The 25,664-nt window shown below is 37.3% G+C and carries 22 protein-coding genes, 1 tRNA gene and 2 pseudogenes; 15 read left to right on the top strand and 10 right to left on the bottom strand.

Annotated features, from left to right (window positions below):
• Positions 1-2: 2 nt before the first annotated feature.
• The gene (gene ttcA / locus MSG95_RS05535; protein WP_004699678.1) at positions 3-908 is read left to right on the top strand and encodes a tRNA 2-thiocytidine(32) synthetase TtcA; all 906 of its coding nucleotides are present in this window, start codon (positions 3-5) and stop codon (positions 906-908) included.
• A gap of 208 nt (positions 909-1,116) precedes the next feature.
• Complete coding sequence (locus tag MSG95_RS05530) at positions 1,117-1,503, top strand: SCP2 sterol-binding domain-containing protein (protein ID WP_004699680.1); 387 nt, start codon at positions 1,117-1,119, stop codon at positions 1,501-1,503.
• Between the two features lie 91 nt (positions 1,504-1,594).
• On the opposite strand, the gene MSG95_RS05525 is transcribed toward MSG95_RS05530, so the two are convergent.
• The 3 genes from MSG95_RS05525 to greB form a co-directional block, all read right to left on the bottom strand.
• Positions 1,595-2,707, bottom strand: coding sequence for a transglycosylase SLT domain-containing protein (locus MSG95_RS05525; RefSeq protein WP_004699682.1), 1,113 nt, complete (start codon positions 2,705-2,707; stop codon positions 1,595-1,597).
• A 531-nt stretch (positions 2,708-3,238) separates the two neighbouring features.
• Positions 3,239-4,213 carry a 3-oxoacyl-[acyl-carrier-protein] synthase III C-terminal domain-containing protein gene (locus tag MSG95_RS05520; RefSeq protein ID WP_004699683.1) on the bottom strand — a complete coding sequence of 325 codons (975 nt, stop codon included), beginning with the start codon at positions 4,211-4,213 and terminating at the stop codon, positions 3,239-3,241.
• Positions 4,214-4,409: 196 nt separating this feature from the next.
• Positions 4,410-4,883: a transcription elongation factor GreB gene (greB, locus tag MSG95_RS05515; RefSeq protein ID WP_004699685.1), complete on the bottom strand. Its 474-nt coding sequence runs from the start codon at positions 4,881-4,883 to the stop codon at positions 4,410-4,412.
• A gap of 350 nt (positions 4,884-5,233) precedes the next feature.
• Here greB and MSG95_RS05510 point away from each other — a divergent pair.
• A tRNA-Ser gene (locus MSG95_RS05510) sits at positions 5,234-5,323 on the top strand.
• 445 nt (positions 5,324-5,768) lie between these two features.
• Here MSG95_RS05510 and MSG95_RS05505 read toward each other — a convergent pair.
• Complete coding sequence (locus MSG95_RS05505) at positions 5,769-7,118, bottom strand: hypothetical protein (protein ID WP_004801557.1); 1,350 nt, start codon at positions 7,116-7,118, stop codon at positions 5,769-5,771.
• Positions 7,119-7,228: 110 nt separating this feature from the next.
• On the opposite strand from MSG95_RS05505, the gene MSG95_RS05500 reads away from it, so the two are divergent.
• From MSG95_RS05500 to MSG95_RS05490, 3 genes are all read left to right on the top strand, one after another.
• Positions 7,229-7,441, top strand: coding sequence for a helix-turn-helix transcriptional regulator (locus MSG95_RS05500; RefSeq protein WP_004699696.1), 213 nt, complete (start codon positions 7,229-7,231; stop codon positions 7,439-7,441).
• A gap of 216 nt (positions 7,442-7,657) precedes the next feature.
• A complete protein-coding gene (locus MSG95_RS05495; protein WP_004699698.1) occupies positions 7,658-8,992 on the top strand; it encodes a YagK/YfjJ domain-containing protein in 1,335 nt (444 codons plus the stop codon).
• 1 nt (position 8,993) lies between these two features.
• The gene (locus tag MSG95_RS05490) at positions 8,994-9,923 is read left to right on the top strand and encodes a hypothetical protein (RefSeq protein ID WP_004699700.1); all 930 of its coding nucleotides are present in this window, start codon (positions 8,994-8,996) and stop codon (positions 9,921-9,923) included.
• Between the two features lie 71 nt (positions 9,924-9,994).
• On the opposite strand, the gene MSG95_RS05485 is transcribed toward MSG95_RS05490, so the two are convergent.
• Positions 9,995-10,504, bottom strand: a complete 510-nt coding sequence (locus tag MSG95_RS05485; RefSeq protein ID WP_004699703.1) for a hypothetical protein — start codon at positions 10,502-10,504, stop codon at positions 9,995-9,997.
• A 113-nt stretch (positions 10,505-10,617) separates the two neighbouring features.
• Positions 10,618-11,739, bottom strand: a complete 1,122-nt coding sequence (locus MSG95_RS05480; protein WP_005003187.1) for a hypothetical protein — start codon at positions 11,737-11,739, stop codon at positions 10,618-10,620.
• 800 nt (positions 11,740-12,539) lie between these two features.
• Between MSG95_RS05480 and MSG95_RS05475 the strand changes: the two genes are divergently transcribed.
• From MSG95_RS05475 to MSG95_RS05460, 4 genes are all read left to right on the top strand, one after another.
• On the top strand, positions 12,540-12,857 hold the full coding sequence (locus tag MSG95_RS05475) for a hypothetical protein (RefSeq protein ID WP_004801552.1): 318 nt from the start codon (positions 12,540-12,542) through the stop codon (positions 12,855-12,857).
• 63 nt (positions 12,858-12,920) lie between these two features.
• Positions 12,921-13,976 (top strand): DUF932 domain-containing protein, encoded by a 1,056-nt coding sequence (locus tag MSG95_RS05470; RefSeq protein ID WP_004801549.1) that lies wholly within the window; start codon positions 12,921-12,923, stop codon positions 13,974-13,976.
• A gap of 146 nt (positions 13,977-14,122) precedes the next feature.
• Positions 14,123-15,250: a YqaJ viral recombinase family protein gene (locus MSG95_RS05465; RefSeq protein WP_004801545.1), complete on the top strand. Its 1,128-nt coding sequence runs from the start codon at positions 14,123-14,125 to the stop codon at positions 15,248-15,250.
• 146 nt (positions 15,251-15,396) lie between these two features.
• Complete coding sequence (locus MSG95_RS05460; protein ID WP_004801544.1) at positions 15,397-16,296, top strand: hypothetical protein; 900 nt, start codon at positions 15,397-15,399, stop codon at positions 16,294-16,296.
• A 103-nt stretch (positions 16,297-16,399) separates the two neighbouring features.
• Here the strand turns inward: MSG95_RS05460 and MSG95_RS05455 are convergent, their stop codons facing one another.
• The 3 genes from MSG95_RS05455 to MSG95_RS05445 all read right to left on the bottom strand — a co-directional run bounded on the left by MSG95_RS05455 (position 16,400) and on the right by MSG95_RS05445 (position 18,013).
• The gene (locus tag MSG95_RS05455; RefSeq protein ID WP_004722342.1) at positions 16,400-16,669 is read right to left on the bottom strand and encodes a hypothetical protein; all 270 of its coding nucleotides are present in this window, start codon (positions 16,667-16,669) and stop codon (positions 16,400-16,402) included.
• Positions 16,670-16,683: 14 nt separating this feature from the next.
• A complete protein-coding gene (locus tag MSG95_RS05450; protein ID WP_004801541.1) occupies positions 16,684-17,565 on the bottom strand; it encodes a copper resistance D family protein in 882 nt (293 codons plus the stop codon).
• Between the two features lie 67 nt (positions 17,566-17,632).
• On the bottom strand, positions 17,633-18,013 hold the full coding sequence (locus MSG95_RS05445; RefSeq protein ID WP_004722340.1) for a copper resistance CopC family protein: 381 nt from the start codon (positions 18,011-18,013) through the stop codon (positions 17,633-17,635).
• A gap of 281 nt (positions 18,014-18,294) precedes the next feature.
• Between MSG95_RS05445 and MSG95_RS05440 the strand changes: the two genes are divergently transcribed.
• Positions 18,295-20,658 (top strand): heavy metal translocating P-type ATPase, encoded by a 2,364-nt coding sequence (locus tag MSG95_RS05440; RefSeq protein ID WP_005003192.1) that lies wholly within the window; start codon positions 18,295-18,297, stop codon positions 20,656-20,658.
• Positions 20,659-20,736: 78 nt separating this feature from the next.
• On the opposite strand, the pseudogene MSG95_RS05435 reads toward MSG95_RS05440, so the two are convergent.
• Positions 20,737-22,035 (bottom strand): annotated as a pseudogene (locus MSG95_RS05435) (heavy metal sensor histidine kinase); the annotation flags it as partial.
• Between the two features lie 5 nt (positions 22,036-22,040).
• Between MSG95_RS05435 and MSG95_RS05430 the strand changes: the two are divergent.
• The 4 genes and pseudogenes from MSG95_RS05430 to MSG95_RS05415 all read left to right on the top strand — a co-directional run.
• A pseudogene (locus MSG95_RS05430) lies at positions 22,041-22,970 on the top strand (cation transporter); the annotation flags it as partial.
• Between the two features lie 10 nt (positions 22,971-22,980).
• A complete protein-coding gene (locus tag MSG95_RS05425; protein ID WP_004699719.1) occupies positions 22,981-23,238 on the top strand; it encodes a FeoA family protein in 258 nt (85 codons plus the stop codon).
• Positions 23,228-25,057 (top strand): ferrous iron transporter B, encoded by a 1,830-nt coding sequence (gene feoB, locus MSG95_RS05420; RefSeq protein ID WP_004699721.1) that lies wholly within the window; start codon positions 23,228-23,230, stop codon positions 25,055-25,057. Before MSG95_RS05425 ends, feoB begins: the two co-directional genes overlap by 11 nt.
• Positions 25,058-25,182: 125 nt before the next feature.
• Complete coding sequence (locus MSG95_RS05415; protein ID WP_004699723.1) at positions 25,183-25,587, top strand: hypothetical protein; 405 nt, start codon at positions 25,183-25,185, stop codon at positions 25,585-25,587.
• Positions 25,588-25,664 lie beyond the last annotated feature (77 nt).

The raw sequence follows: 25,664 nt of genomic DNA, 5'->3' as shown, positions 1-25,664 counted from the left end.
CTATGTACGCGCCAGTTGAGTCCAACGAAGGATTTAATTTTAAGCCTGAACTTCCAACAAGCTCGGTTTATTATCGTTTGCTTAAGAAGCTTCGCCGTCAAGTTGGGCATGCCATTCGTGACTTCAATATGATTGAAGATGGTGACAAGGTCATGGTGTGTGTGTCTGGTGGTAAAGACAGTTATACCTTGCTCGACATTTTGTTGCAGTTCAAACGTGTTGCACCGATCAATTTTGACATTGTTGCGGTTAACCTTGACCAAAAGCAGCCGGGTTTTCCGGAAGATGTCTTACCACGTTATATGGAAGAAAATAACATTCCATATTACATTTTGGAAAAAGACACTTATACCATTACCAAGCGTTTAACACCTGAAGGTAAAACATACTGCGCAGTGTGTTCACGTTTGCGCCGTGGTTCGCTATACGGCTTCGCTCAAGAAATTGGTGCCACCAAAGTTGCGCTAGGCCATCACCGTGATGACATCATTGCAACTTTCTTCTTGAACTTATTCCATGGTGGCAGCTTAAAGGCAATGCCACCTAAGCTTTTATCATCAGATAAGAAAAATATTTTGATTCGTCCTTTGGCCTATGTTGAAGAAAAAGACATTATCAAATATGCCGAATTACGTAAGTTCCCAATTATTCCGTGTAACCTTTGTGGTTCACAAGAGAACTTACAACGTGCCATGCTTAATGAAATGCTACGTGAGTGGGATAAGCAATATCCGAAACGCTTACACAGTATTTTTGGTGCTTTACAAAACGTTTCTCCGTCTCAGTTAGCTGACCGTGAGTTGTTTGATTTTGAAGCGCTAGATTCTCAGCGTGAGATCGACTTTAAAGACCCTGAAGAACTTAAAAATCGTTTAGATGTAGTGAATTTAAGTTTCGCTGCTGAATAAAATATTTGAACAAGTCAATTAAAGGCACTTTATAAACAAGTGTCTTTAATGTATCAAAACACTAAAAAATGAATGTTCCGTACAAAAAGTCATAGCCCAACCTTAAAATTACATGCTATAACAACGCACAAGCAGAAGTGCTTCATATGATGTTGTCTGGATAGACAACTAACTAGAGAAATTGAACAAATAAATTTGAGGAAGAATCATGCCTGCATTTTTAACTGATGATTGGTTTGCGACTGTCGAAAAATTAACTGCTGAAGCAGGTGATCTTAATTTGCCACCAGCTCTTGCGAATTTGGCAATTAATTTAGTAGTTACAGATGCTTCTGGAAATACCGAATTAGCTTTGGATGGGGGTAAAATCCAAAAAGGTTTGTCTTCAAATGCCAAAACAACTTTAAATATGGATGCTGAAACTTTACGTAAAGTATTTTTAGAGTTTGATATGGCTGCAGCTATGCAAGCATTTATGACTGGTAAAATTAAAGTTCAAGGCGATATGTCTCAGTTAATGGCTTTGCAAACAGCTAAACCAAGCCAAGAACAAAAAGATTTGTTCAAGAAAGTATTAGAACAAACAACAGCTTAAGTTAAAAAGAATTCATATAAAAAGCTTACCCCAAGAGGTAAGCTTTTTATTTGTACAAACACTGAATTTATCAACTTTTAAATAATAAAAATTAGATATTGATTCGAGGTTGTGCCGTTTTAATGTGCTCAAGATAAGCACGAATACGGGTCACATACTGTACCGCTTGTTTGTATCGACCATTTCGCATTTGATTACGCTGTAAATACTCATAGAGGTTAACCCACTGGTTTGGATCTTTTCCTTGAGTCTGTAAGCGTTTCTGGATCTGGTTGACTGCACCCGGACCCATATTGTAAGCCACAAGGGCATACCAGTTACGATCTGGGAAAGGAATATCATCATACTCACTTAACATGAGATCATAATATTTCGCACCGCCTTGAATGCTTTGCGCTGGATCACTACGGTTACTTACACCCATTGCCCGAGCTGTACTGTTGGTTAACATCATTAATCCACGTACGCCTGTTGGTGAAACAGACTCTGGCTTGAGATATGACTCTTGATAGCTCATTGCTGCAAGCAAATGCCAATCTAAATCATACTTTGCTGCGCTTTGTTTGAAGCTAGCTTTGTAAATGGGCAGACGTGTACTTAAATCACGTTGAATCGTAGACCAAGACTCAGGTTTTACAACGTTACGGTTATAAAATGAAGCCAGTTGTTGAGTCAGACCATTTTGCTTGCTTTGACAAACAAAACCACTGGCAGTTTGTGTAAGAGGATCATCTGCTTGTTTAAACACCCAGCTTAAATCAGGATTTAATCCATTTTTTTGCAAATTTACGATATCACCACAACTTGCAGAAAAAGACATTAAACCTTTGCTCTCGATTGAGCTTAAGCCTGCGGTCGTCATTGCAAGATTTGCTTTACCTTGCTGGACCCATTTGAGTGCAGTGGCATTATCTGCCACGATTTTGAAGTCTAGTTTTACATTTAAGCTTTGCGCATAGTTACGAGCTAGGTCATAACCAAAGCCATGCAAAAATTGATCTTCTTTAAAAACAGTAGTCGGGCTTTCTACAGCAACTACCGTTAATGTGTTTGTGTTAACTACAGTATTGTACTGTAGGGTTTTTCCTGCATTAATACTATGAAATGGAAAAAACATAGTGCTGAGTGCAAGAACTTTCAATGGGAGAGAAGAAAATAAAGAGTTAAGGCAAAGCCTCGACCCAGAACTTGAATTACTGTGCATGTTGTCTCCGCTACAGATAATTTATGCCCTAAAAGCCAGACAAAAAGCTGCCATAACTTCTAAAAGTTGATAAATTCAATAAGGGGTGGGCACTCATGACGTCATTCAAAATGACATGAAATGAAAAAACAGACTGTGTAGAAAATCTACATAGTTTTAGGTTGGGTTAAAAAATACTCAACATTTAAGATGCGCGCATCATAATATTCAAAAAAAAGTTTGTCAAATTTTGAACAATTAAATATCGGATATATCAACATAACACCATGAATTTATTAAGGAAGAAAATTTATACACTTATGGTGTGAGAAAATCGGGTATGAAATGCTACGTTTTGTAGCCATCATGTTATTACAACGTGAAATTTGATTTATATACTAGGTAACTGCTATAGCTTAAATAACTGAAAAAATAAAATAATTTAGTGATTTTTAGTTCTATTTAATTTGTTTACATTTAAATTAAAGCTAAAAGATACCATTAGAAAAAGTATCTTTTAGCTAAAGTAATATCTTTATCAGTTATATCTTATTAAATCTTCCATAGCATTACACCGGTCTGATAACCTGCTCCTAAAGACCAAAAAACAATAATATCACCTTTATTTATAAGTGATTTTTCTAACCGTTTTTTGTAGGCAATAAAAAAACTACTTACTCCTGTATATCCATATTGATCTCCAATATATTCAATTTTTTCAGAGGGAATATTGATTTTATCTTGAAGAATATCAATATTTGATTTCGTAAATTGGGATAGTAAAAAACAAGATATATCTTCAATGTTTAAATTATTTTTCTTCAATAATTTATCTAGTGCATCTGCCGCGAATTCCACACTTTCCAAACCAGTAAATGGTGCCCAATGAATTTTTTGTTCCTTACTGTGATAATTCGTTAGGCCATGAGGAGGAAAAACAATAGTTTTACAAAAACTACTATCTGTTTGGTACATCCTGTCAATAATGCCCGAATCATCGGTATTTTTTTCTAGTATTATTGCTGCTGCTGCATCTCCGACAATTGTTGAAGGAATCACCTGTTTTTCATCTCCAAGCATTGTTAGATGATCAGACCCAATCACCAGTGCGCGTTTATAACTTTCTTTTGATGCGAGCAAAACGGATGCTTGTTCAAGAGCAACGAACATTCCTAAACAATTAGCATTTATATCAAAGCATATACAATCAGTTTTAATATTTAATTCTGAATGAATCAGTAAAGCATTAGTTGGAGATAGATATTCTAATGTTGTAGAAGAAAATATAATAATATCAATGCTATCATGTGAAATGTTATAATCTTTTAATAATTGTTTTGATGCATTAACTGCCATTGTGAGCGCATTTTCTTCATCATTAATAATGACATGTCTTTTATTTCTTCCTACTTTTTTAAAAATTCTATTTAAACTGTCTTTATCTTCAAATTTATTTAAAAAATATTCATTATTTCTAATTGTTCTTGGATGATAAGTAGATATTGCAGAAATTTTTATACCTTTCATGATTAATAATCTCTTTTTATATAAAAATATAATTGTGTTTTAATTTTGATCAATTATCGATGGCATTTTATATACTTTTTTAAATTTAATGATTTCTAATTTTATATAAAATAATATGTATAAATTTGGATATTAATATATTTTTAATATTATAATTTGGGTTGTAATAAAAAATAAAATGAATACTCTGAATTAATTACTGATAACTTATTTTTGTTATGTACCAAATCATTTTACCTTTAGGTGTTTGAACTTGTATTTCATCATCTACGGCTTTACCTAAACAAGCTTTTGCCATAGGTGACTGCAAAGAAATATAGTCTTTGCGACCATAAATTTCTTCATCGCCGACAATACGGAATTTAGTAGTTTCGCCTTCATCATTTTCTAACTCAACCCAAGCTCCAAAATAAGCTTTACCATCTTGTTCCGGCCGATATTCTACTTTTTGGGCAACTTCAAAAAGTTTGGTGAGGTATCTGATCCTACGATCAATTTCACGTAGCTTTCTTTTGTTGTAGTGATAATCTGCATTTTCTGAGCGATCGCCAAGACTAGCTGCCCAAGACACAATTTTGGTAATTTCTGGGCGTTCTTTTCTTACAAGATCATTTAGCTCATCTTGTAATCGTTGATAGCCTTCAGCCGTTAATAATTTGCGGTTCGTCATATAGCTCAAACTTTCTTCATATAGATAGTTTCGTTAGAAACCACATCAGGAATTAAAACTTATCTGTAATTGAAAAGGGGAGAATACCCTGAGTAAAGCGTAAAGCTTTTTTATCTTTGTGACTATGTTATCAAAAAGATAGACCAGTATCATATAGTTATGTGAAGCATGAAGGATAGTTAAAGACAATTAATACTTCCCAAATAAAAATAAGTTTAGGCATAAAAGTAGTAAGAGGTAGATAAAAACTCAAAATTAAAGGTTTTTTGTTTTTATTTTGAGCGTTCAGATAAAAACTTAAATAAAAAGATTTGCCAAGTTGGCTTTTTATTTATATTATAGCGCTCGTTGGAAGCGTGGCAGAGCGGTTTAATGCACCGGTCTTGAAAACCGACGAGGGTGTGAGTCCTCCGTGAGTTCGAATCTCACCGCTTCCGCCAAATATTTAAATAAGCCCTTGTTTTTACAAGGGCTTGTTTTTTATCTATGATTTTACCCCTCAACCTACCCCTCATCAAACATTGGATTAGGTGATATCTAAAGAGACATCTTTTTACTTATTTGGACATCATATTAGTTGAAAGAAAATTTCTAGTAGAATTCCAAACTGATTTTAAGGTGGGGAATTTTGCAAATATCCACTTTGGTCTTATGCTTGAATGGTCTGTTGTATTTGGTTTTTTACTGTTGCTTATCTTTACTTTCATCTTGGATGAGTTTTCTTGATCTTATACATTCTGTTTATGAGATTTTATCGATTCATAATTATGGGCAGACTGTAAAAAAATAAATCTACCCATATTCTTTAGATGCTTGTAAGTGATGTTAAACCCATAAATTTGATGATACTGGTATATCATACGGACTGTTAAGTTGTCTGCATCCTTACAGATTGATGATCTCATATAAATTTTCTGGTGATAAATTTTTCACCATATCATTTAGACCTTTACTTAGACTTGCTTTACTAAATGTATGTTCATAAAGTATGTCCCTCATACCACAAGTGATAAATATTGTTGCTTTTTTAGGCTTTATGGTTTTTATATCTTTATCATTTTCAAGTAATTCATAAAGCGTTTGGAACAAATCGGAAAAATAATCCATGCCTGTATGATTGATTGAGTTGCGACGATCTTGATTGATAGCATTCTCAATTATAGTTTGGTTTGCAGAGCCGTGAATTTCACTTAGCATAAATTTAGAATAATTCGCTGATTCAAACTGCTGGATGTTACCCTTGTTGATCTTTGTTTCAAAAATTTTATCGTAGTAAATCAGGCTGATTAGCGCAGTAAGAATTGCATCAGCTCTTTTGAGTACTTCAAGTGAATTTGCACAATCATCTAAAATGATGCTCAAGCTATGAATTTTTTCAGAAACCTTATTGTCAATAATAGGCTGGGCATCTGTCCCATTTCTCTGATTATCTAATCTTGTAGCCATAAATTCATGTATAAATTTACTTAAAAGCACAGGCAGATTGCTAACATCCTCTTCTAGATTTAGATGAAGATTTATGAACTTTGAAGGTGGCAAATTGGCATCTAACGGAGAGCATCCAATAAATGATTTTGTGGACTTCTGTAGTGGTGTACCATAAATTTTCAATCCTTTAATTGCATTCCTAACTTCGTGATATGAAGGGACTTGAGTTATATTTGTGCCTTTTATATCTTTGCTATTCTTAAAATTATGATATTCAATATAAATTTTAAGATAATCCAAAAATAGAGATTTAATATCCCAGAATGGTAACAAGTCAGGTAAGAAATACTTTTCGTTCAAAATACGTTTGAGGTTTGTCGAAAAATTGGGGAATTGTGTCCATTCTTCATAACTTTTGATGTTTTCCCAAAATATGCAATAAAGTTCTTCAAATATTGATGTTAGTTCATCTGGTTGAAGTAAATGGTTTAACAAAAATATATCTTCATCCACTAATTGCCTTGTTTGACAATATCCCATTACATGGTTGAGTAACTGTCTGCCAAAGACAATTATCTCTACTTCAATCTTGATTTGCTCAATAGGTAGTGACTTTCTTTCTTTATATTTTTCAGTTAGCAGGTTGACCAGTTGCCTCAATATTACATCCCTAATACGTATTAACTCGTTATACAGATTTGGGAAAGTTGCTTGAAACTCTCTTGCTTTTACAGCTTGCTTTACTAATTTTTGCATTACAGGGTGAGCTATTCTGTAAATTTCATGATCGAAGACGGGATTACTCATTTAAATACGCTACTTAACAATTGTGAATCTTGTTTTGCTGATGTTTCTGAGGATTCTAGAGCATATTTATATCCGAAGACATCCACATCAGGTTTAAATCGGAGTAAACAATGCAAACCTCAGAAACCAAAAAAAATCAGATTCTTAGAATGAAAGGAGTAACAGAATTAGTCTGTTTAAGTAAATCAAGTCTGTATGACAAAATGAACCCGAAATCCAAGAGATATGATTCGTCTTTTCCTCGTCCGATTAGATTGGGACTATCAGCCGTTGGTTGGTTAGAGCAGGACATAATTGATTGGATCAATTCAAAAAAAAGCTAACCAGATTAGCAAGATATCTTTACAACTCTCACATACCCTATTAACCCTTATAACACTGTAATTCCTTGATTTCGAGGTCATGGGATTACAGTGATTTTTACGCCTGACCATTTGTGTTACTTATATGATCAGTATATCTAATAATATTAATTATTATATAAATTGACTTAATTAACAAATTGTTAGGTGTAATTACGTACAGAGAAGTTCATTATTATGAATCAATCATCCTATCTTATGAGTAATAATCAAACACCTGCTTTAGCACATGAATACTTAACACAAGTACCTGAACACTTTCTAAATCAGCAGACTGAAATAACTGATACTGATTCATCTAATCAGCCCATTCAGATTACAGCACCATTGGAAGAGCAACAGTCTTTACTCAATTCAATGTATGAAGAATGCTTCAATGCAGCAGACGATCAGCATTCAAGCTCATTGGCATTGGATTACTTATTAGATTTCAACACTGAATATAACCAATATGAAATTCGATCAAATCCTGAAGCTGAGAAAATATTCTCAGAAATTGAATTAGTAAAACAAATCTTAAAACACAACTATGTGCAGGCTTATCGTAAGATCAAAGGCACTCTGTATCATGGATGGTATGAGCCTATTGATAAAAAATTCATTGAATTATTAAAGCAAATACTCATCCAAGGGTTTGATCCTCTAGAGCATTATGATTGTGAGCATCATAAGATTGTTATGCAAGCGTATAACGAAATTCTAAAGGGTTATTTTCATGCTGATTTTTATCTACATTACCCCAATGATATTATTCAGCTAAGAAATACTGATGGAACAATAACTTCAATTTGTTATGCAGAATTAATTAATCTATTCATTGAACGTTTGTATTTGCTAACTCAAGAAAAGGAATTCAAATACCAACAGAAAAAACGAAGGGAACGTTCCCAATATCAGCAAAAGGTCGCTACAGAATGTGTAGATACGATACTGGCTAAACATTCGAGAATTGTCATTGCTCGTGTCGATTTTCGTTATGGAAAAACACAAAACCCTGAACTTGCCCAAGTCAAAGCAGATTTAATCACATGCCTTCGTTATTTAAAGCGTACTTCAAATTTACGTATATTGGGCTATCTATGGAAATTGGAATTTGCCGAAAAAACGGGCTATCACTACCACTGTTTTTTCTTTCTCGATGGTCGTAAACACTCACAGGACATTAAGTTAGCACAACAGATTGGTGAGGTCTGGAAAAGAGTGATTGGTGATGAGGGGACTTACTATAATTGCAATATTGATGCTCACAATGGCAAATACAAAGATGTCGGTATTGGCACCTTACATCGCAGTGATAAACAAAAATACGAGTATTTGATTAAAGCCATCCGTTATATAACCAAAAGAGACCAATTCATTGTGCATAAAAGGATTAAGCAGGATGAAGAGAATGAGCAAAACCTTAGAAATGATAAAGCCTACTTCATACGTGTATTTGGTAAAAATATTGCTAAGGATGTTGCGATAAAAATGGGTAAATCTCTTAAAAATACTGGTCAAAAGGAGGCATGAAATGACTCATTATTCAGCGACTCCTCAAGCACACTATATACCGCAGACACCAATTATCCCATTCATGCTGGATGTTAATACTCATTTGTTCTTAGGACAGAGTATTCAAAATGCAGCTCAAATTGAAAATGGGAAACTAGCGGTTATGGATAAACGATCACCCAAATGTTTGGATAAGAATTATCGTATATTTTTAAATTCTCTACCTTGGCTGCATTATCACCGTTTGGTATTACATGGATTTCAACTAAATCCTTATTGGGCTGCAATCTTTGATACAGTAGGCTTTTCTCATTACGGTAATATGAATTACCTTGTAGAGAATGCAGAGCTTATTCATGATCAATTTAAACATAAGTTTCTGAAACGACGGATTGCACTGGAATATACAAAATTTATTGAACCAATTAATGAAAGTATTAAATTCCAAAAGGCATTGTTTAAACGTTGTCTAGACAAACATAAGCAGATCAATTGTATGATCTATGATTTACCTTGTATGTTTACTATTCCCTTACAATTTGATGCCGAAGTTAAATTACCAAAACTTGCTAGTAAATGGCTGGAAAGATTACATCAATCCGAAGAATTAGCTGGCAAGCTGTATGATGTGCAATGGCGTATTGTGAAATCACTGAATGGATTTTATTCAGTCCATGCCATCATTTATGTGATTGGTGATGAGTGTAAATATTCTGATTTTATCTTACGGGTATGGAGAGGGGCTTGTTTACACAAGGGACATGAGCTTGTGCAAGGATCACCTTATTTGGTTTGGGAAAAACACTGTTACTTTGCGGACAGTGATATGCGTAGCTACTGGAGTAAACAGCTTGAGTTTCTAAATGGCCCCCTCAAACTTTATCGGTATATGAGTCAGCATATTTCCTATTTATGGCAAAGCTATACAGGGAATATCCCTGCTAAGTAAACTTTTCAAATATAAGGCGCTCTGATTAGAACGCCTTTTTTATGCTTGTATAAATCGCTGTGATTAAATCTCTAAAAATTATAGGTATAGGTCAAACCACTGTTGGTGGTGATGGTCACTTCACGGACATATTCAGCGGAACAGCCCAAGTAGACTTTTGCCACTGAGCCATAGCGCATATTTTGGTAATCGTAAGTGCCTTTGCTTCTGCAATTACCACGGTTGATTAAAACCCCTGTGATGGTGGTTGGCGCATCGTTCAAGGACATGATGTTTAACAAATCGGTATAGCCTGTCATGGAGTATTGTGATTCTTCACGACGGACACGGACTTCAAATTGTTCTTGTACAGTGGGTTCAGTCCCTTCCTCAGCATTATATGACTCATCTTCCAGAAAGGATTTATCAACGGCTGGAAAATCATCTTCAGATTGAGGCGGAGTTTCAGTCGCATCAGCAGTGCTATGCTCACTTGTTTGAGTTGGGGTATCCTTTGGTTTTGGTGCATCGTTACCTGAATTACACGCAGTTAAAGTCAGTAGCAACACACTGGATAAAACAATCGATGGAATAAAATTCATTACACATGCCTATATTTAATCGAATATTGTGATCTACAGGGTTGGGTGAAAGCCCAACTCTGTGTATTTAATTGTTTGGTCAATCAATTTTTTACTTTTTATAAAAGTGGGAATTACTCATCGATCTTTTTAAATACCTTTTCGATCGGCGTGTAGTTTTCCAAGCTAAAATCAAAAGGAATTGGCTTTTTCAGTGTCACATCAAATTGCTTTAATCGAGCATTTTCTATGCCGTTGAAATGTTTGCGTTGAAAGGACATGGTGCTCGGTTCAAGGATGGCAATCGGTTCATTCGCAGAATCAGCTTGAGTGTTGTTGGCCTGATAAATGACTAAGCTCTCTAATTCCAATTTATGATTATTGAAGTTAAAAATGTAACCGACATACTTCTGTCCACCAGCCGTAATAATATTTTGTGCTAACTCTGGCGTGGATGGGGCTGTGAAATTCACAATAAGATCAGATGCGAAATTCATATTCTCAAAATGTAATTGTTTCGAATCAGCATCGTAATAAACAAAATTATCAATCGGACCATTTGGTCGATCATTCGGTGTATAGCTGCTTGGCATAAACAGACTTTGACCAGACGTAGCATTTAAACTGAGTTCTAAAAGCTTCAAGTCATAATTTAGATGGGCATTTTTAGTATCCAACTCATTTTGAAGTGTCTGAATACGTTGTTGATATTGTTCTGTACTCTCAAATTGATCTTTTTGTGGTGGAGTCACCTGCATTGTCGATCTTATATAATTGATTGCCGTATCATGCGCTGCACGCAAAGAATAGTCATCACCTAAAGCAAAAGTGAATGCAGGAAACTGTTGATCAGTATGTCCGATCACTAAAACTTGATTGTTTTTTAAAGCCAGCACATTTCTTAAATCATTGAGAATGGACTGGAAATACACGCAGTTTGCACAATAATCTGCAACATCGTCATTTTCAGCAAACATCTGCAATCCATAGATGGTTTTATACGGTGGATAAAAGGAAAAATACCCCTCATCTTTGATGAGTTCCTGAAAGTCTTCTCCAGTCTTTGTTAGCGGAGGTGTAATTTTATTGCGAGCGATAATCAAAGGAGAAGAAACAGCCTGTGCAGGGACAGCATCATTCAATGACATGTTTTCAATCTTTTGAGATAGTTCTTTATTCTCTACATCATCTTGTTGTGGTTTTGAGCAGCCGACCAACGCAAGGCTGGTGAGCAGCGCAATTGAAATGTATTTCATCCTATTATTTTCCCCATCCAATATTTTTTAAGTTTTTAAAAATGAATTATGAAATTGCCTGTAATTTCAAATACATTTTGCTTGGCTGTCATAGGCTCTAGCGATGCTGTTACTGAGCACAATAAGGACAACCAAAATAAGCTGTGCGATGAATTTCATGATTTTTATCCAGCACAAAACACCACTGACCAAAATGGATGCAGCAGTTAATTGATGCCTTGAGTCAATCAGGACACAGTGAAAGCGTGTGATAAATGAATTGGAATAAAATGCCTGAGAGGCAGAGAAAGTGCAGGGGAATAATAAAGCACAGTAAATTGCGTCATGGTTGACTCCTAGATGAATTAGAAGTTCTACCGAATCACTGTCAATTGATTATGGTGGCAGAACGAAAAGGGGTTGACAGACTGGACATCTAGAACCAGCACGCGCGAACGCGTCCCCCTCCCGTTCTACCGCAAAGGGGGACGAGAAGGTTTTTACACATACAAAGAATACTCAGATGAATAAACTCCGATGCGCTAGATGAGCGGTCTGTCAAAACCGACTGACAATGTAGGTCAGCCCTTGCATCATAATCGCTGCTAAAAAACAGGTCAATTGATCTGTTTAATCATCATTCAAAAATTGCCTAAAACTGATGAAAAAAAACGCATTCTAAAAAAATACAAATACATAGCATCTAATTGAGAACAGTGTTTCTCCATTTGAGATAGCACCAATACATGCTTCAGCTACATTGCAATCATTTTGCCTGCTTCCCCAGCAGGTTTTTTTATTCATTTACAGGAAATACCACAATGAGTTTGCCATGTCCTTATTGCCAGTCCCGAGAGACGGTACTGCTTGAATCAACCCAACATTTACCCAGTACCTCAACCAATAACCCCATTTCCAATAGTGTGATGTCACCGATGGCACTTGCCACATTAGGAGTGAGTGTTTCCAAAAGCCTGAATATTCCTCCAATTGCAGGTGCAATCGTTGGGGTACTGATTGGCGGTATCTGGATGTTGATCACTGAAGATGAACAGCAACAACCGCTTCACCCAACTTATCGCAAACAGTATTACTGCAACAACTGTGACCGCAGCTTTAGCCCGAATTTACGCAATTAAGTATTTAGCAAAATTTAAATCGAACCCTTTTACCCATTCAAAATCGATACAGGAATTATTCTTATGGCACATTTAGTTGAAACTATGGCATTCACTGGACAAACCCCTTGGCATGGGTTAGGCAATGAACTCACACCAAACCAACCCATCGAGGTTTGGGCACAACAAGCAGGCATGGACTGGCGGATAGAATCCTCGGATGTCAATTACATGGCACAGAATGAACGTGGACAAAGCATCATCATGCCTTTTGAAGAACAACGAGTGCTTTACCGTTCAGATACGCATGCACCTTTATCCGTGGTCAGCCAACGCTTTCAAGAAGTCCAACCGATGGAAATCCTACACTTCTACAAAGACCTGACGGAGCAATCAGGCTTTGAACTGGAAACCGCAGGGGTACTGAAAGGTGGCAAGAAATTCTGGGCATTAGCCAAGACTGGACAGACTTCAGCACTCAAGGGTAAGGATGTGAGTAATGGCTATATTCTACTAGCGACGGCTTGTGATGGCACTCTAGCAACCACTGCACAGTTCACCAGTATCCGGGTGGTATGTAACAATACTTTGGCAATTGCTCTCAAAGGACAAAATACCAGTGCAGGTGTGGTTAAAGTCCCACACAGCACTCGTTTCGATGCTGAGAAAGTTAAACAACAGTTGGGTATTTCAGTCCGTGCATGGGATGAACACATGTATGAAATGAAACAACTGAGCCAGCGTAAGGTAACTCAGCAGGAAGCAGCAGCCTTCTTTGATGCGGTGTTTAACAATACCAACCTAACTATGGCTGAACAAGATGAAAGCATCATTCAGTTCTATCGAAATGCTGCTATGCCAAACCAAGGCATCAACACCCCAACCAAAGCGGACAATAAAACCGAGCCAAATGGACGTGCCATGTCGAAAGTCATGACCATGTTTAACGGACATGGACGTGGTGCAGAACTGAGTTCAGCCAAGGATACCGCTTATGGATTATTGTGCAGCATCACCGAGTTCTGTGACCATGAACGTCGAGCGATGAGTACCGATCATCGACTCGATTCAGCATGGTTTGGTGCAGGGGCTGCCATTAAACAGCGTGGTCTGGAACAGGCATTGAGAATGATTGCCTAAATTCAGTTTCAATTAAGCCAGCTCCATTAGCCTAAGCATACAGTAACACCGTACAAGCACAGCAACACCTTTAGCCGCACCCTCATGCGGCTTTTTTATGCCCAAAATTCAGCTTTTACGATTTTATCGATACAGGAATAATTGCAATGAATAGTCATACTCAAATTCAAAACACGCTAAATAACCCACCACTACAACCCTATTTACCGAATCTAAATCAATCCATTCAGCAGATTGAGGTGGGAACCCGAACCAAACGAGATCGACCGAATACGCAACCACGAAAGACCAAAGCCCTTACAGCAAAAAGACTTGCCAACACCAAACAGATGAACTATCAACAATGGTTAGAAGTCAGAAAACAGGGTATTGGCAGCAGTGATGCAGCAACGGCCTGTGGACTGAATCCCTATATGTCGATGCTGGAACTGTGGATGATCAAGACAGGGCGGATGCAACAAAACATCGAGGATGAAAGTGCAGGTTACGCACCCTTGTACTGGGGAAAAAAGCTAGAACCTTTGGTGGCTGAATACTACAGCATGCACACCAATCATAAAGTCCGTCGAGTTAATGCAGTATTGCAACACCCTGATGAAGACAAACAGTTTATGTTGGCGAACTTGGATTATGCTGTAGTCGGTAATGAAGAAGTGCAAATTTTGGAATGTAAAACCGTGGGGGAATATGGCGCAAAACTATGGCGAGATGGCGTGCCTTTATATGTGCTGTGTCAGGTACAGCATCAATTGGCAGTGACAGGTAAACAGGCAGCGCATATTTGTGCCTTGATCTGTGGGCATGAAACCAAAATCTATAAAGTGACTCGTAATGAAACTGTGATTCAGCACATCATTAATGCGGAACGTCATTTCTGGCAATGTGTCGAAACAGGTATTCCACCCAGTGTAGATGCTTCGGATTCAGCAGCTAAAGCCTTGCAACAACTTTATCCTGAACAGATTCCATTAACAGTAGAAGACCTGACCCAAAATGAACAAGCTAATTATTTGTTTAATCAGTTACTAGAGGAGCGACATAAAGTTGAACAACACCAGCAGTATTTTGATGAACTGAAACATCAACTACAAATGATGATGAAAGAAGCAGAGCGAGCGGTATTTACAGGTGGTTCAGTCACATGGAAGAAATCACAAGACTCAATCAGCCTAGACAGTAAATCATTGCTTAAACAGCATCCTGAATACCTACAGCAATTTCCCCAAACCAAAGCAGGAACACGACGCTTTCAGATTTATCCGAATGGTGGATAGGGCTGATACCCAAGTAACCCATTTCAATTTAACTAACACCCCAACCAACTGATCCCATACCCCAAACAAGTATGGGATTTTTTATGCCCAAAATTTATTTATCCAAATTTAAACGCCATTTCAACATCTATATAGAGTACATCATCATGATTAAAGGTTTAGCTATTACCCCACCTGTGTTGGGGCGTATCAGTATCGGCAAAATTGTCGAAAAGAATGGAAAACGTCTGCCTGAAAAAGATGATCAATTTACCATTACCAGCCAAATCCAAAATAAAGATGGGTGGGTCAAACATCCACTGGATGAGCAACTACGTGCCAAAGCGCCCAATCAGAACCAAAAGCTGAGAAGCATTCCAGTCCGCATGATCTTCAATGATCCCGATCTCAACTTAAGAGCAGAGTACAGCCTATTTGACCGCCAAACTGGACGTTTAATCTGTTCAGGCAATGGCGAAAGCTGTCAGCGACTCGGTCAAAATGGCATTGAACAACATCCTTGTCCATCCCCTGATTTATGTCCATTGGCACAGGGTGGATTATGCAAGCCCTATGGCAGACTCTACGTCAACTTAGATGAATCAGATGAGTTTGGTACTTTCATCTTTAGAACCACAGGCTTTAACAGCATCCGCACTTTGGCAGCTCGACTTCGTTACTATCACGCAGCATCGGGTGACTTACTTTCTTGTTTGCCATTGCAATTGACCTTGCGAGGTAAAAGCACCACACAAAGTTACCGTACCCCGATCTACTACGTGGATCTGACTTTACGTGATGGCACAAACCTGAAAGATGCGATTAGTTCAGCCAAACAGATGGATGAACAAAGTAAGACAGCAGGGTTCTATCAGGAGGCTTTGGATCATGTGGCACGGCAGGGTTATGGTAATGCCTGCTTTGAGGTGGGAGGTGAAGAGGGTTTGGATATAGTGGAGGAGTTTTACAGCGTTGAATCTCAAACAGAGCATCAGCAAACGCATGATCTCACTCATGTTCAAGATATTCAGAAAGGCTTACAGCAGTCGGTTCAAGCTCTGAATTAAATACTGTTGGGGGCTAAGAAGCCCCCAACAGTAATATTGCTACTATTTTTTATTAAAAAATTTGAACTACTTATTGAATCAATAAACATTACTTAAGTATCGTTTATTTGGAGGGCGGTAGTACGTTAGGCTTTTGTAACATTAATCCATTTATAACTTTTTGTTGTCTACTATCTTCATTACGTAGTTGTTTATCTTTAGAATGATGGTCTTTATTCTCTTCGACTTTGGTGTCGCCATGATTATGATCAGTGATATTACGTAATTCGGTATCATCTAAGGAGCGAATCGTTTTTGAAGTGCTAGGTTCAGCCCATGATGTCGTATTCAAAAAAATGAAAAATAATAAATTGTACTTCATCCATGAAGTCATAGCGTGATCCTTTTTTACTCAATACCGACTACAGTGGTGATATAACCAGTGGCTAAAAGAATTGATAGACCTAATGACATCTCAAATAAAATGGCATAGCCCAATTGTTTCGCAAATTTCGGGTCTTGTAAGCGAGGTGTGAAATACCATTTGTTAAAGGCTGCTAACAATAAAATACTTAGGACAAATAATATTTTAATAATAAATCCATGCCCATAAGGTGTATTGATTAGAGTATTAAAATCTTTAAAGAGTAATAAAGCAATACTAAGACCACAAGCGATGAGTATTCCTACAATAAAGGCTGCTATTTGCCCAAATAGATGCATACGTTCTTTAAGTGGTAAGCCATTAATTTTTTTGCTTGTTTTCCATAATGGATAAAGCGACCCCATCCATAAGGACATTACAAGTACATGTATTGATAACAAAGCTTGAGCGAATAAGGGTAAATTCGTGACGTGTCCGAGTTGTGAAAAACTTAAAACGATTGGTGTGAGCAGTATGGTAAAGATTGCTCCTTCAGTTTTGGAAATATCAATCGTCCCTTTACTAAGTTTGACTATCATAAATATGAGTAAAAGTGCAAAACTGATTGATCGAATGATAGAGACATGTCCAGTAGGAGTATTGACTAGTATATTTATATAGTTGCTATCCCACATACCTGAAAGGCCAGTGTTGGCAAAACTTCCTATAAGAATGAAGAAGCCGAGAACACTTGAAAAAAGGCCTAAACCTGTACCAATAGTCATGTATTTTAGAATAGTCTCCTTGATTTCAACATAACGTCCAAGTAAGAAATAGCAGAAAGCACCGCCAATAACAAATGCAATCCCTAAATATAAAATGACTTTAACCAACCATGTTGCATATATCCAAGTCTCAGGAATCATATTTTTCTCCCTTTATTATAGCAACATGCCAGCAAGCTGCTGGCATGTTGACTATTTTCACTCATTGTTATTTTGCCGATTTAATAGTGAAATTATATTCACCATTCATGTTATGGCCATCGGTACCCATTGTGGTCCAAACCACCGTATATTTTCCTTTTTTTAGTTTTGGAACCGCTACGTCAAATGATTTTTTCATATCATGAGTTATTTGGTAGTTCAAAGGGATATCCTTACGTTGGGCATCAAGTAACTTAACGTTCATTAGCATGACTTCTTCACCAAAATTGAGTGTTATGTTTTTTGGTTGACTTGCTACAGAAGCATTGATCGCAGGAATTGCACTTTCAAGTTTCACGTGTGCAAATGCACTTGAAGCAGTAACAATCAGTGTTGCACCTACGAGAGTGTTACGTAGAGCTGACATTTTATTTTTGAAAATTTTCATTTCTTCATCCTCTTTAAACTAATCTTGGGCTCAGTAATGACCGAATGAAATGCATCAATTGGTTGCTTGGTCATCACCTTTCTCATGCTTATTATTAAAGGATGAGAGAAACATCCCGATGACTTCAAAATTACATTTTTGTCATTTTAAAAATTAAAAAACCACAAGTGGTACACTGGCTTTAAAGAAAACAATGATCACTAAACAAACTAATAAGAGGGAGTCTATTTCCATCTTAATGAAATTATTAATTTAAAAAATTAAATATGAAGGAGGCTTTTATGGACCATCATCATGAAAACAAAGTACTCAATAACAGACTTACTGACCCTGTCTGTGGTATGACAGTTACAGAAGCATCCAAGTTTTATGAAGAAGTTAAAAATAGAACTTTTTACTTTTGTAGTGAGAAATGCCACATAAAGTTTAAAAGTGATCCTCATTTTTATATTACTAAAGTTGAGAATGTAGTTACGTTAAAAGAACCACAAAAGAGGGATGGTGAGGATTCAAATGAAGTTAATCAGCCTGCTCATGTTAATACCTTCACGATATACACTTGTCCAATGCATCCTGAAATTAGACAGAACCATGCGGGAAATTGTCCGATCTGTGGTATGTCGTTAGAGCCTTTACTTCCTGACTTAGATGACGCTGATGAAAACCCAGAACTCAAGAATTTTAAGCATAGATTTTGGTGGACCTTACCGCTAACCATTATTGTAGTTTTCTTAGCAATGTTTGGTCATCAATTGAACTGGTTCGAAATGCAGGTGCAAAGCTGGATTGAACTTTTTCTTACCTTGCCAATAGTTTTTTGGGCGGGATGGCCATTTTTTGTTAGATGTTGGCAGTCAATCTGGAATCGGAGTCCAAATATGTGGACCTTGATTGGAATAGGTACAGGAGCTGCTTTTATATACAGCCTTGTTGGAACAATAGTACCTCAAGTATTTCCAGACTCATTTGTATCTATGGGGCGTGTTGCTGTGTATTTTGAGGCGACCGCAGCGATTATTTCTCTCACATTGTTAGGTCAAGTGCTAGAGTTAAAAGCACGTTCCCAAACTTCAGCGGCAATTAAATCCCTACTTGGGCTAGCACCTAAAACAGCAAGAAAAATCAGTGTTGATGGTATAGAAGAAGATATTCCACTATCTCATGTACACGTAGGCGATTTATTACGGATACGCCCCGGTGAAAAAGTTCCTGTTGATGGAGTCATTACAGAAGGTTCAAGCTCTGTAGATGAATCGATGTTAACTGGTGAACCTGTGCCAGTTACAAAACGTGTGGGTGATCAAGTCATTGGTGCAACAATGAACATGAATGGTTCATTGGTGATGCGATCAGAAAAAGTTGGATCATCAACCGTACTTTCTCAAATCGTGCAAATGGTTGCTCAGGCTCAACGTTCAAAAGCACCTATGCAGCGGATGGCGGATCATGTTGCAGGACGATTTGTTATGGGGGTTATAGGTATTGCTGTTCTAACTTTTTTGGGGTGGGGGCTATTCGGACCTGAACCTAGTTGGGTTTATGGATTAATCAATGCAGTAGCTGTTTTAATCATCGCATGCCCATGTGCTTTGGGATTAGCTACGCCAATGTCAATTATGGTAGCAACAGGGCGAGGTGCATCAAATGGAGTACTTTTTCGAGACGCTGCCGCAATAGAGAATCTACGTAAAATTGATACATTGATTATTGATAAAACAGGAACTTTGACAGAAGGACAACCATCATTCAATAAAGTAGTAGCCACTTCAGGATATGAAAAGAATGAAGTCCTCCGTTTAGCTGCGAGTTTAGATCAGGGCAGTGAGCATCCTTTAGCAAATGCAATTGTACGTGCCGCCCGTGAGCGAAATCTTACTTTAAGTAAACCTACTTCATTTGAATCAGGTTCAGGTATTGGTGTTAATGGAGAGATAAACGGACAAAAATTAGCGCTAGGCAATACGGCACTGATGAAGCAATTAGGGATATCTGTTAACACTCTTATTCCACAAGCAGAGGTATTAAGAGCTGAAGGTGCCAGTGTTATGTATTTGGCAGCCGATGGAAAACTGCTAGGTCTTCTGGCAGTTTCAGATCCAATCAAAGCAAGCACTCCAGAGGCCCTTTTATCGTTGGAAGACTCAGGTTTAAGAATCATCATGGCAACAGGTGATGGGCTAACTACAGCAAAATCAGTTGGGGCTAAGTTAGGAATTAGTGAGGTTTATGGTGAGGTTAAACCTGCTGATAAATTAGATTTGGTCACAAAATTGCAAAAAGAAGGGAGAATTGTTGCTATGGCTGGTGATGGAATTAATGATGCACCAGCCTTGGCTCAAGCTGATATTGGAATCGCAATGGGCACGGGTACTGATGTAGCAATGAATAGTGCCCAAGTTACATTAGTAAAAGGTGACTTACGTGGTATTGAAATTGCTCGTTCTTTATCAGAGGCAACTGTTAAAAATATGAAACAAAACTTGATGTTTGCTTTCCTCTATAATGGATTAGGTATCCCTTTGGCTGCTGGTGTACTGTATCCATTTACTGGCTGGTTACTCTCGCCTATGATTGCTGCATTAGCAATGAGCCTAAGCTCAGCATCGGTAATTGGTAATGCCTTACGATTACGTCATCAAAAATAATCACGACTTACCACTCATTAGCGTAAGTTAATGAGTGGTAAGCATCATTAGAATGAGTGCTTAATAACCGAGATATCACTAATTTTTAAAGATAATTTTAAAAGAAATATGTCCCTCGTTATAAGTCGCTTGAATGGAAGCTCCATGCACATCAAGAATAGATTTGGTAATTGCTAAACCAAGGCCAGTACCTTCTTCAACTCTCTGTCTAGATACATCTGTTCGATAAAAACGATCGAATAACCGATTAAGTTGTTCTGATGATAGTGGGGAGCTTTCATTTTCAATGATGAATGTTGTTGTATCAAAGTTTTGTTGGCATGTGATTTTGATGACCGAATCTGATTTGCCATATTTAATTGCATTCGATAACAAATTACTTAAAGCGCGGCGTAGCATTAAAGGATCACCTTTTATACTACCTGAACCACTCTGTTCGAGTGACATTCCCTTTTCAGCAGCGATAGCATCATAAAAATCAAATAATGCTGAAACTTCTTTAACTAAATTAACCTGTTGTAGGTTAGGTAAATGTAGACCATGTTCTGCTTTTGCCAAAAATAGCATATCAGAGACCATGCGAGCTAAATGCTCAAACTCTTCTAAATTTGAAAATAGAACTTCCTGATAAGTATTAATATTTCGACTACGAGATAAACATACTTGAGTTTGAGTCATCAAATTGTTAATAGGTGTTCTTATTTCATGAGCAAGATCAGATGAAAAATCTGAAAGTTTTTCTACTGCGGCTTCTAGCCGATCTAACATATCATTAAAAGCGACAGCCAGTGATTTAAGTTCGGTTGGAGTATTTTCGACTTCTAAACGTTCAGAAAGATGTTGGGCTGAGATACCCTCTGCTACTTTTGCCATTTGTTGTACTGGACGTAGCCCTCGCCATGCTGCGAACCACCCTAAGAACATTAAACAAATTGTACCCACAAATCCAATGTATAAAAGTTGACGTCTAAAGTCATTTAAGAAATGTAGATGCTCAGAGGTATCGATTCCAACAATAATCTGAGCTGATATAAACGAGTCATTATGATCAAAAGTCTTTTTATAAATTAAGCCACGATAAGTCTTATTTTTAATTTTCCATTCAAGCCATGGATCTTGTTTTGATTTGTTGAGTGCTTGGGGATGAATTACTGATGGTGCTGAGCTAAAAATAACTTGACCTGTTGGACGTTCAATCTGAACAATCAGATCGTGATGTCCAATTAAGGCATCTTTTAAATATAAATTTAGTTCTTGAGAGTTAGATGGGTTCTGTTCAAGTAGATTCTCTATAAGTTGAATTTTGCCTTCTAATTGAGTTCGGTCTTGAGCTTCAAAATGATGCATTACGAGCTTGTGAATAACCAACCCCATAATCGAGCTTGGTTTTTGATTTGCCGAACCGAAACCTAAAAGTTCTGCATAATGGTGAAAGTAATGAAATCACTGCAAAACTTGAAGCTCTTGGATTTGGGGCAAAATTAAATAAAACTGAAGCTTATGAAAATAAAGAACAAGCACAAGAAGCTAGTACTTTTCTGATTCCGAAGATGGATTGTTCGGCAGAAGAGCAAATGGTAAGAATGGCACTTTCTCCCTTGCATGAAGTTAAAGGTTTATCTTTTGATTTGGCGCAAAGACAGTTAGTTGTTTTCCATACCAATGGGATTAATGAAATTACCACAAAACTTGAAGCCCTAGGTTTTGGTGCAAAGCTCGTGGAAACAGTAAAAGCCACTGGGGAATTGCCTGAAACACCAGATCCGACTAAGCAGGCGAAAGTCCTTAAATTATTACTAGCGATTAATGGTGTTCTTTTTTTTATTGAGTTCATAAGTGGAATTATTGCCGCATCGACGGGGCTCATTGCGGACTCTCTTGATATGTTTGCTGATGCGGCCGTTTACGGTATAGCACTTTACGCGGTAGGGAAAGCGGCTAAATACCAATTAAAAGCAGCTCATTTTGCAGGATGGATTCAACTTTTATTAGCTTTGATCGTTATTATTGATGTTGTCAGACGTTTCATGTTCGGTAGTGAACCAGAGTCAGATTTGATGATCATTATTGGCTTCTTAGCACTTATTGCCAATGTGACGTGCTTGTATCTCATTTCTGGGCATAGAGATGGCGGAGCCCATATGAAAGCGAGTTGGATCTTTTCAGCTAATGACGTAATAGTAAATATGGGGGTTATTTTAGCAGGTGTACTTGTTGCATGGACTGGTTCAGCTTACCCAGATTTGATTATTGGTATTCTTGTTTCACTGTTTGTACTGAATGGCGCTCGAAAAATTTTGGCGTTGAAGTAGGGTGCTGACAATGAATTTATTTCAAGTAAAGCAAGACCAGACTGTAAAAATCATTGATCTTAAAAAGGGTGAACAGTATCAAGATAAAAATGATCCTGTTCTGGAGCGTTTAGAACTGCTGGGCTTTAGAGTAGGTGAATCCTTACAAGTGCTTGCGAAAGGGCTTTTTGGTGGTGATCCTGTGTTGGTTCAAATCGAAACCTCACGTTTCGCCTTAAGAAAAAATGAAGCAGAACGAATTTTTGTAGAGATTACCAATGGACACTAAAAATATTGCACTTGTTGGTAATCCTAATTGCGGTAAAACATCACTTTTTAACACCCTCACAGGGACTCGTCAAAAAGTTGCAAATTATGCTGGGGTAACGGTAGAACGGAAAGAGGGATTTTTTAAACTGCCATCTGGTGATACCGTTCGAGTATTGGATTTGCCTGGGACTTATAGTTTAAAACCGAGCAGTTTAGATGAGGAGGTAACTAGAGCAGTATGCTTTGGTGAATTAAAAGGCGAAGTTATACCTGATATTTTTGTATGTGTTGTCGATGCTACGAATCTTCATCTTCATTTAAGTCTTGTACTTGAAGTCAGGGCTTTAAACAGACCAATGTTACTTGTTCTTAACATGATGGATGAGGTTAGAAAGCGTGGGATTTCAATTGATACAACGAAGCTATCTCAGCTTTTAGGTATTCCTGTTGTTGAGTCAGTAGCTGTAAAAACAAAAGGCATTCAGGGGCTATTGACCCAATTGGATCAAAAGAATTTGTTTGTTGCCCCTTATCATTCTGATCTGAGTCACTTTGACCAAATCAAATATATTACAAAACAAGTCATCTTGAAAAATGATAATGGTGATAAACGAACGGCTTTCTTGGACAAAATATTCTTACATCCAGTTTTTGGATTATTAATATTGACCTTTACCATGTTTGTAATGTTTCAGGCTGTCTTTATTTGGGCTCAACCGTTAATTTCCTTTGTTGAGGATTCGATTTCATGGTTTGGTGGGGCGATAGGACCTCTGATTACTCATCCACTTTTAAGAAGTTTGGTCGTTGATGGTGTAATTGCAGGTGCTGGTAGTGTACTCGCGTACATGCCTCAAATTCTGATCTTATTTTTCTTTATTTTAATTTTAGAAGAATCGGGATACTTACCTAGAGCTGCTTTTTTGTTAGATAAGCTGATGTCTAAAGCTGGTTTAAGTGGGCGTTCATTTATTCCACTACTTTCGAGCTTTGCTTGTGCAATTCCCGGAGTCATGGCGACTAGAAGTATTAGCTCTGAAAGAGATCGTTTAGCAACGATTATGATTGCACCTTTAATGACGTGTTCTGCACGACTACCTGTATATGCTTTGCTGATCGCTGCATTCATTCCAAACAAGTTGGTTTATGGTTGGCTCAGTTTACAAGGTCTAGTTCTGTTCGGGCTTTACATGTCAGGAATCGTATCCGCTTTATTGGTTTCTTTATTCCTGAAATTAGTCAGAAAAGATAAAACTGAAAGTATTTTCATTTTTGAATTACCTACATACCGTATTCCAGATGTTCGAAATGTAGCTTTGGGGCTTTATGATAGAGCAACTATATTCTTAAAAAGAGTTGGTGGAATTATTGTCGCACTTTCTATTTTATTATGGTTCTTGGTAACGTTCCCTTTACCACCTGATAATCCAACAATGCCACCAATCAATTATAGTATTGCTGGACAGTTAGGGCATCTAATCCATCCAATATTTGCTCCGATTGGATTTACTTGGGAAATTTGTATTGCTTTGATTCCTGCAATGGCAGCTCGTGAAGTGATTATTGCTGCGTTAGGGGTGATCTATGCAATGTCTGGTGATGAAGATGCAGTTACCCAGACTTTATTATCTCAAATATCTGGTCCGGATGGATGGGGGCTAGCGACAGGTATGTCATTGTTAGTTTGGTTTATCTTTGCCCCGCATTGTTTAGCAACACTAGCGACCATTCGAAGAGAAACAGGGAGTTGGAAACAACCAGTCGTAATGGCTGTATATCTCTTTTCATTGGCTTATTTATTTTCCTTTATAACTTATCAAGTTATAAGTCGGTTTTAATTTAGAAGGCGGTTGTTGATATAAACCAACAACCGCTGTTTAATGAATTAGTTTAATTAATTATAGGATTGTTATTTACAGGATAATCTGTAAAACTAAAAAGGTTAAATTTTGGTCTTGATGTTATGCACTTGTTAAGGACATGCTTATCGCTGTTTTTATCTTTTGCTATCCTAATTGTAGGATCGGCAGCAGCTGCTGCATCTGTACATAGCCCATGTTTAATGTCATCTCAAGATACACAATCCATGCAAATGATGAATTCTGAAGATCATGAAAAAGCAAGTGCTATGCACATGGATTGTATGAAAGCTGAGGTAAAGATTAAGAAGCAATTACATGATCCATCATGTATGTCTAAGCAAGATTGTATTATGTCATTTTCTAAAATTGCATATACATCTACAGCGCTGGATGTTTTGCAGTCGATGATTTTTTTACCTGCGGAACAGTCTACTTTTTCTCCATTAAATCAAAATTTCATCTCATCTGATCTTTCCAATTTATGGAAACCCCCACGCTTTAACTAATTTGATGATTCTTCATCATTCATAGAGTTTTCTATGGGTGTTCTGCACGTGCGCGTGTACATCATTTTAGAGCTAAA

The sequence above is a fragment of the Acinetobacter sp. IK23 genome, from assembly GCF_035615275.1.
Classification (GTDB): domain Bacteria; phylum Pseudomonadota; class Gammaproteobacteria; order Pseudomonadales; family Moraxellaceae; genus Acinetobacter; species Acinetobacter seifertii.
The sequence above is the reverse complement of the archived record's forward strand: the minus strand, read 5'-3'. Positions and strand labels throughout refer to the sequence as shown.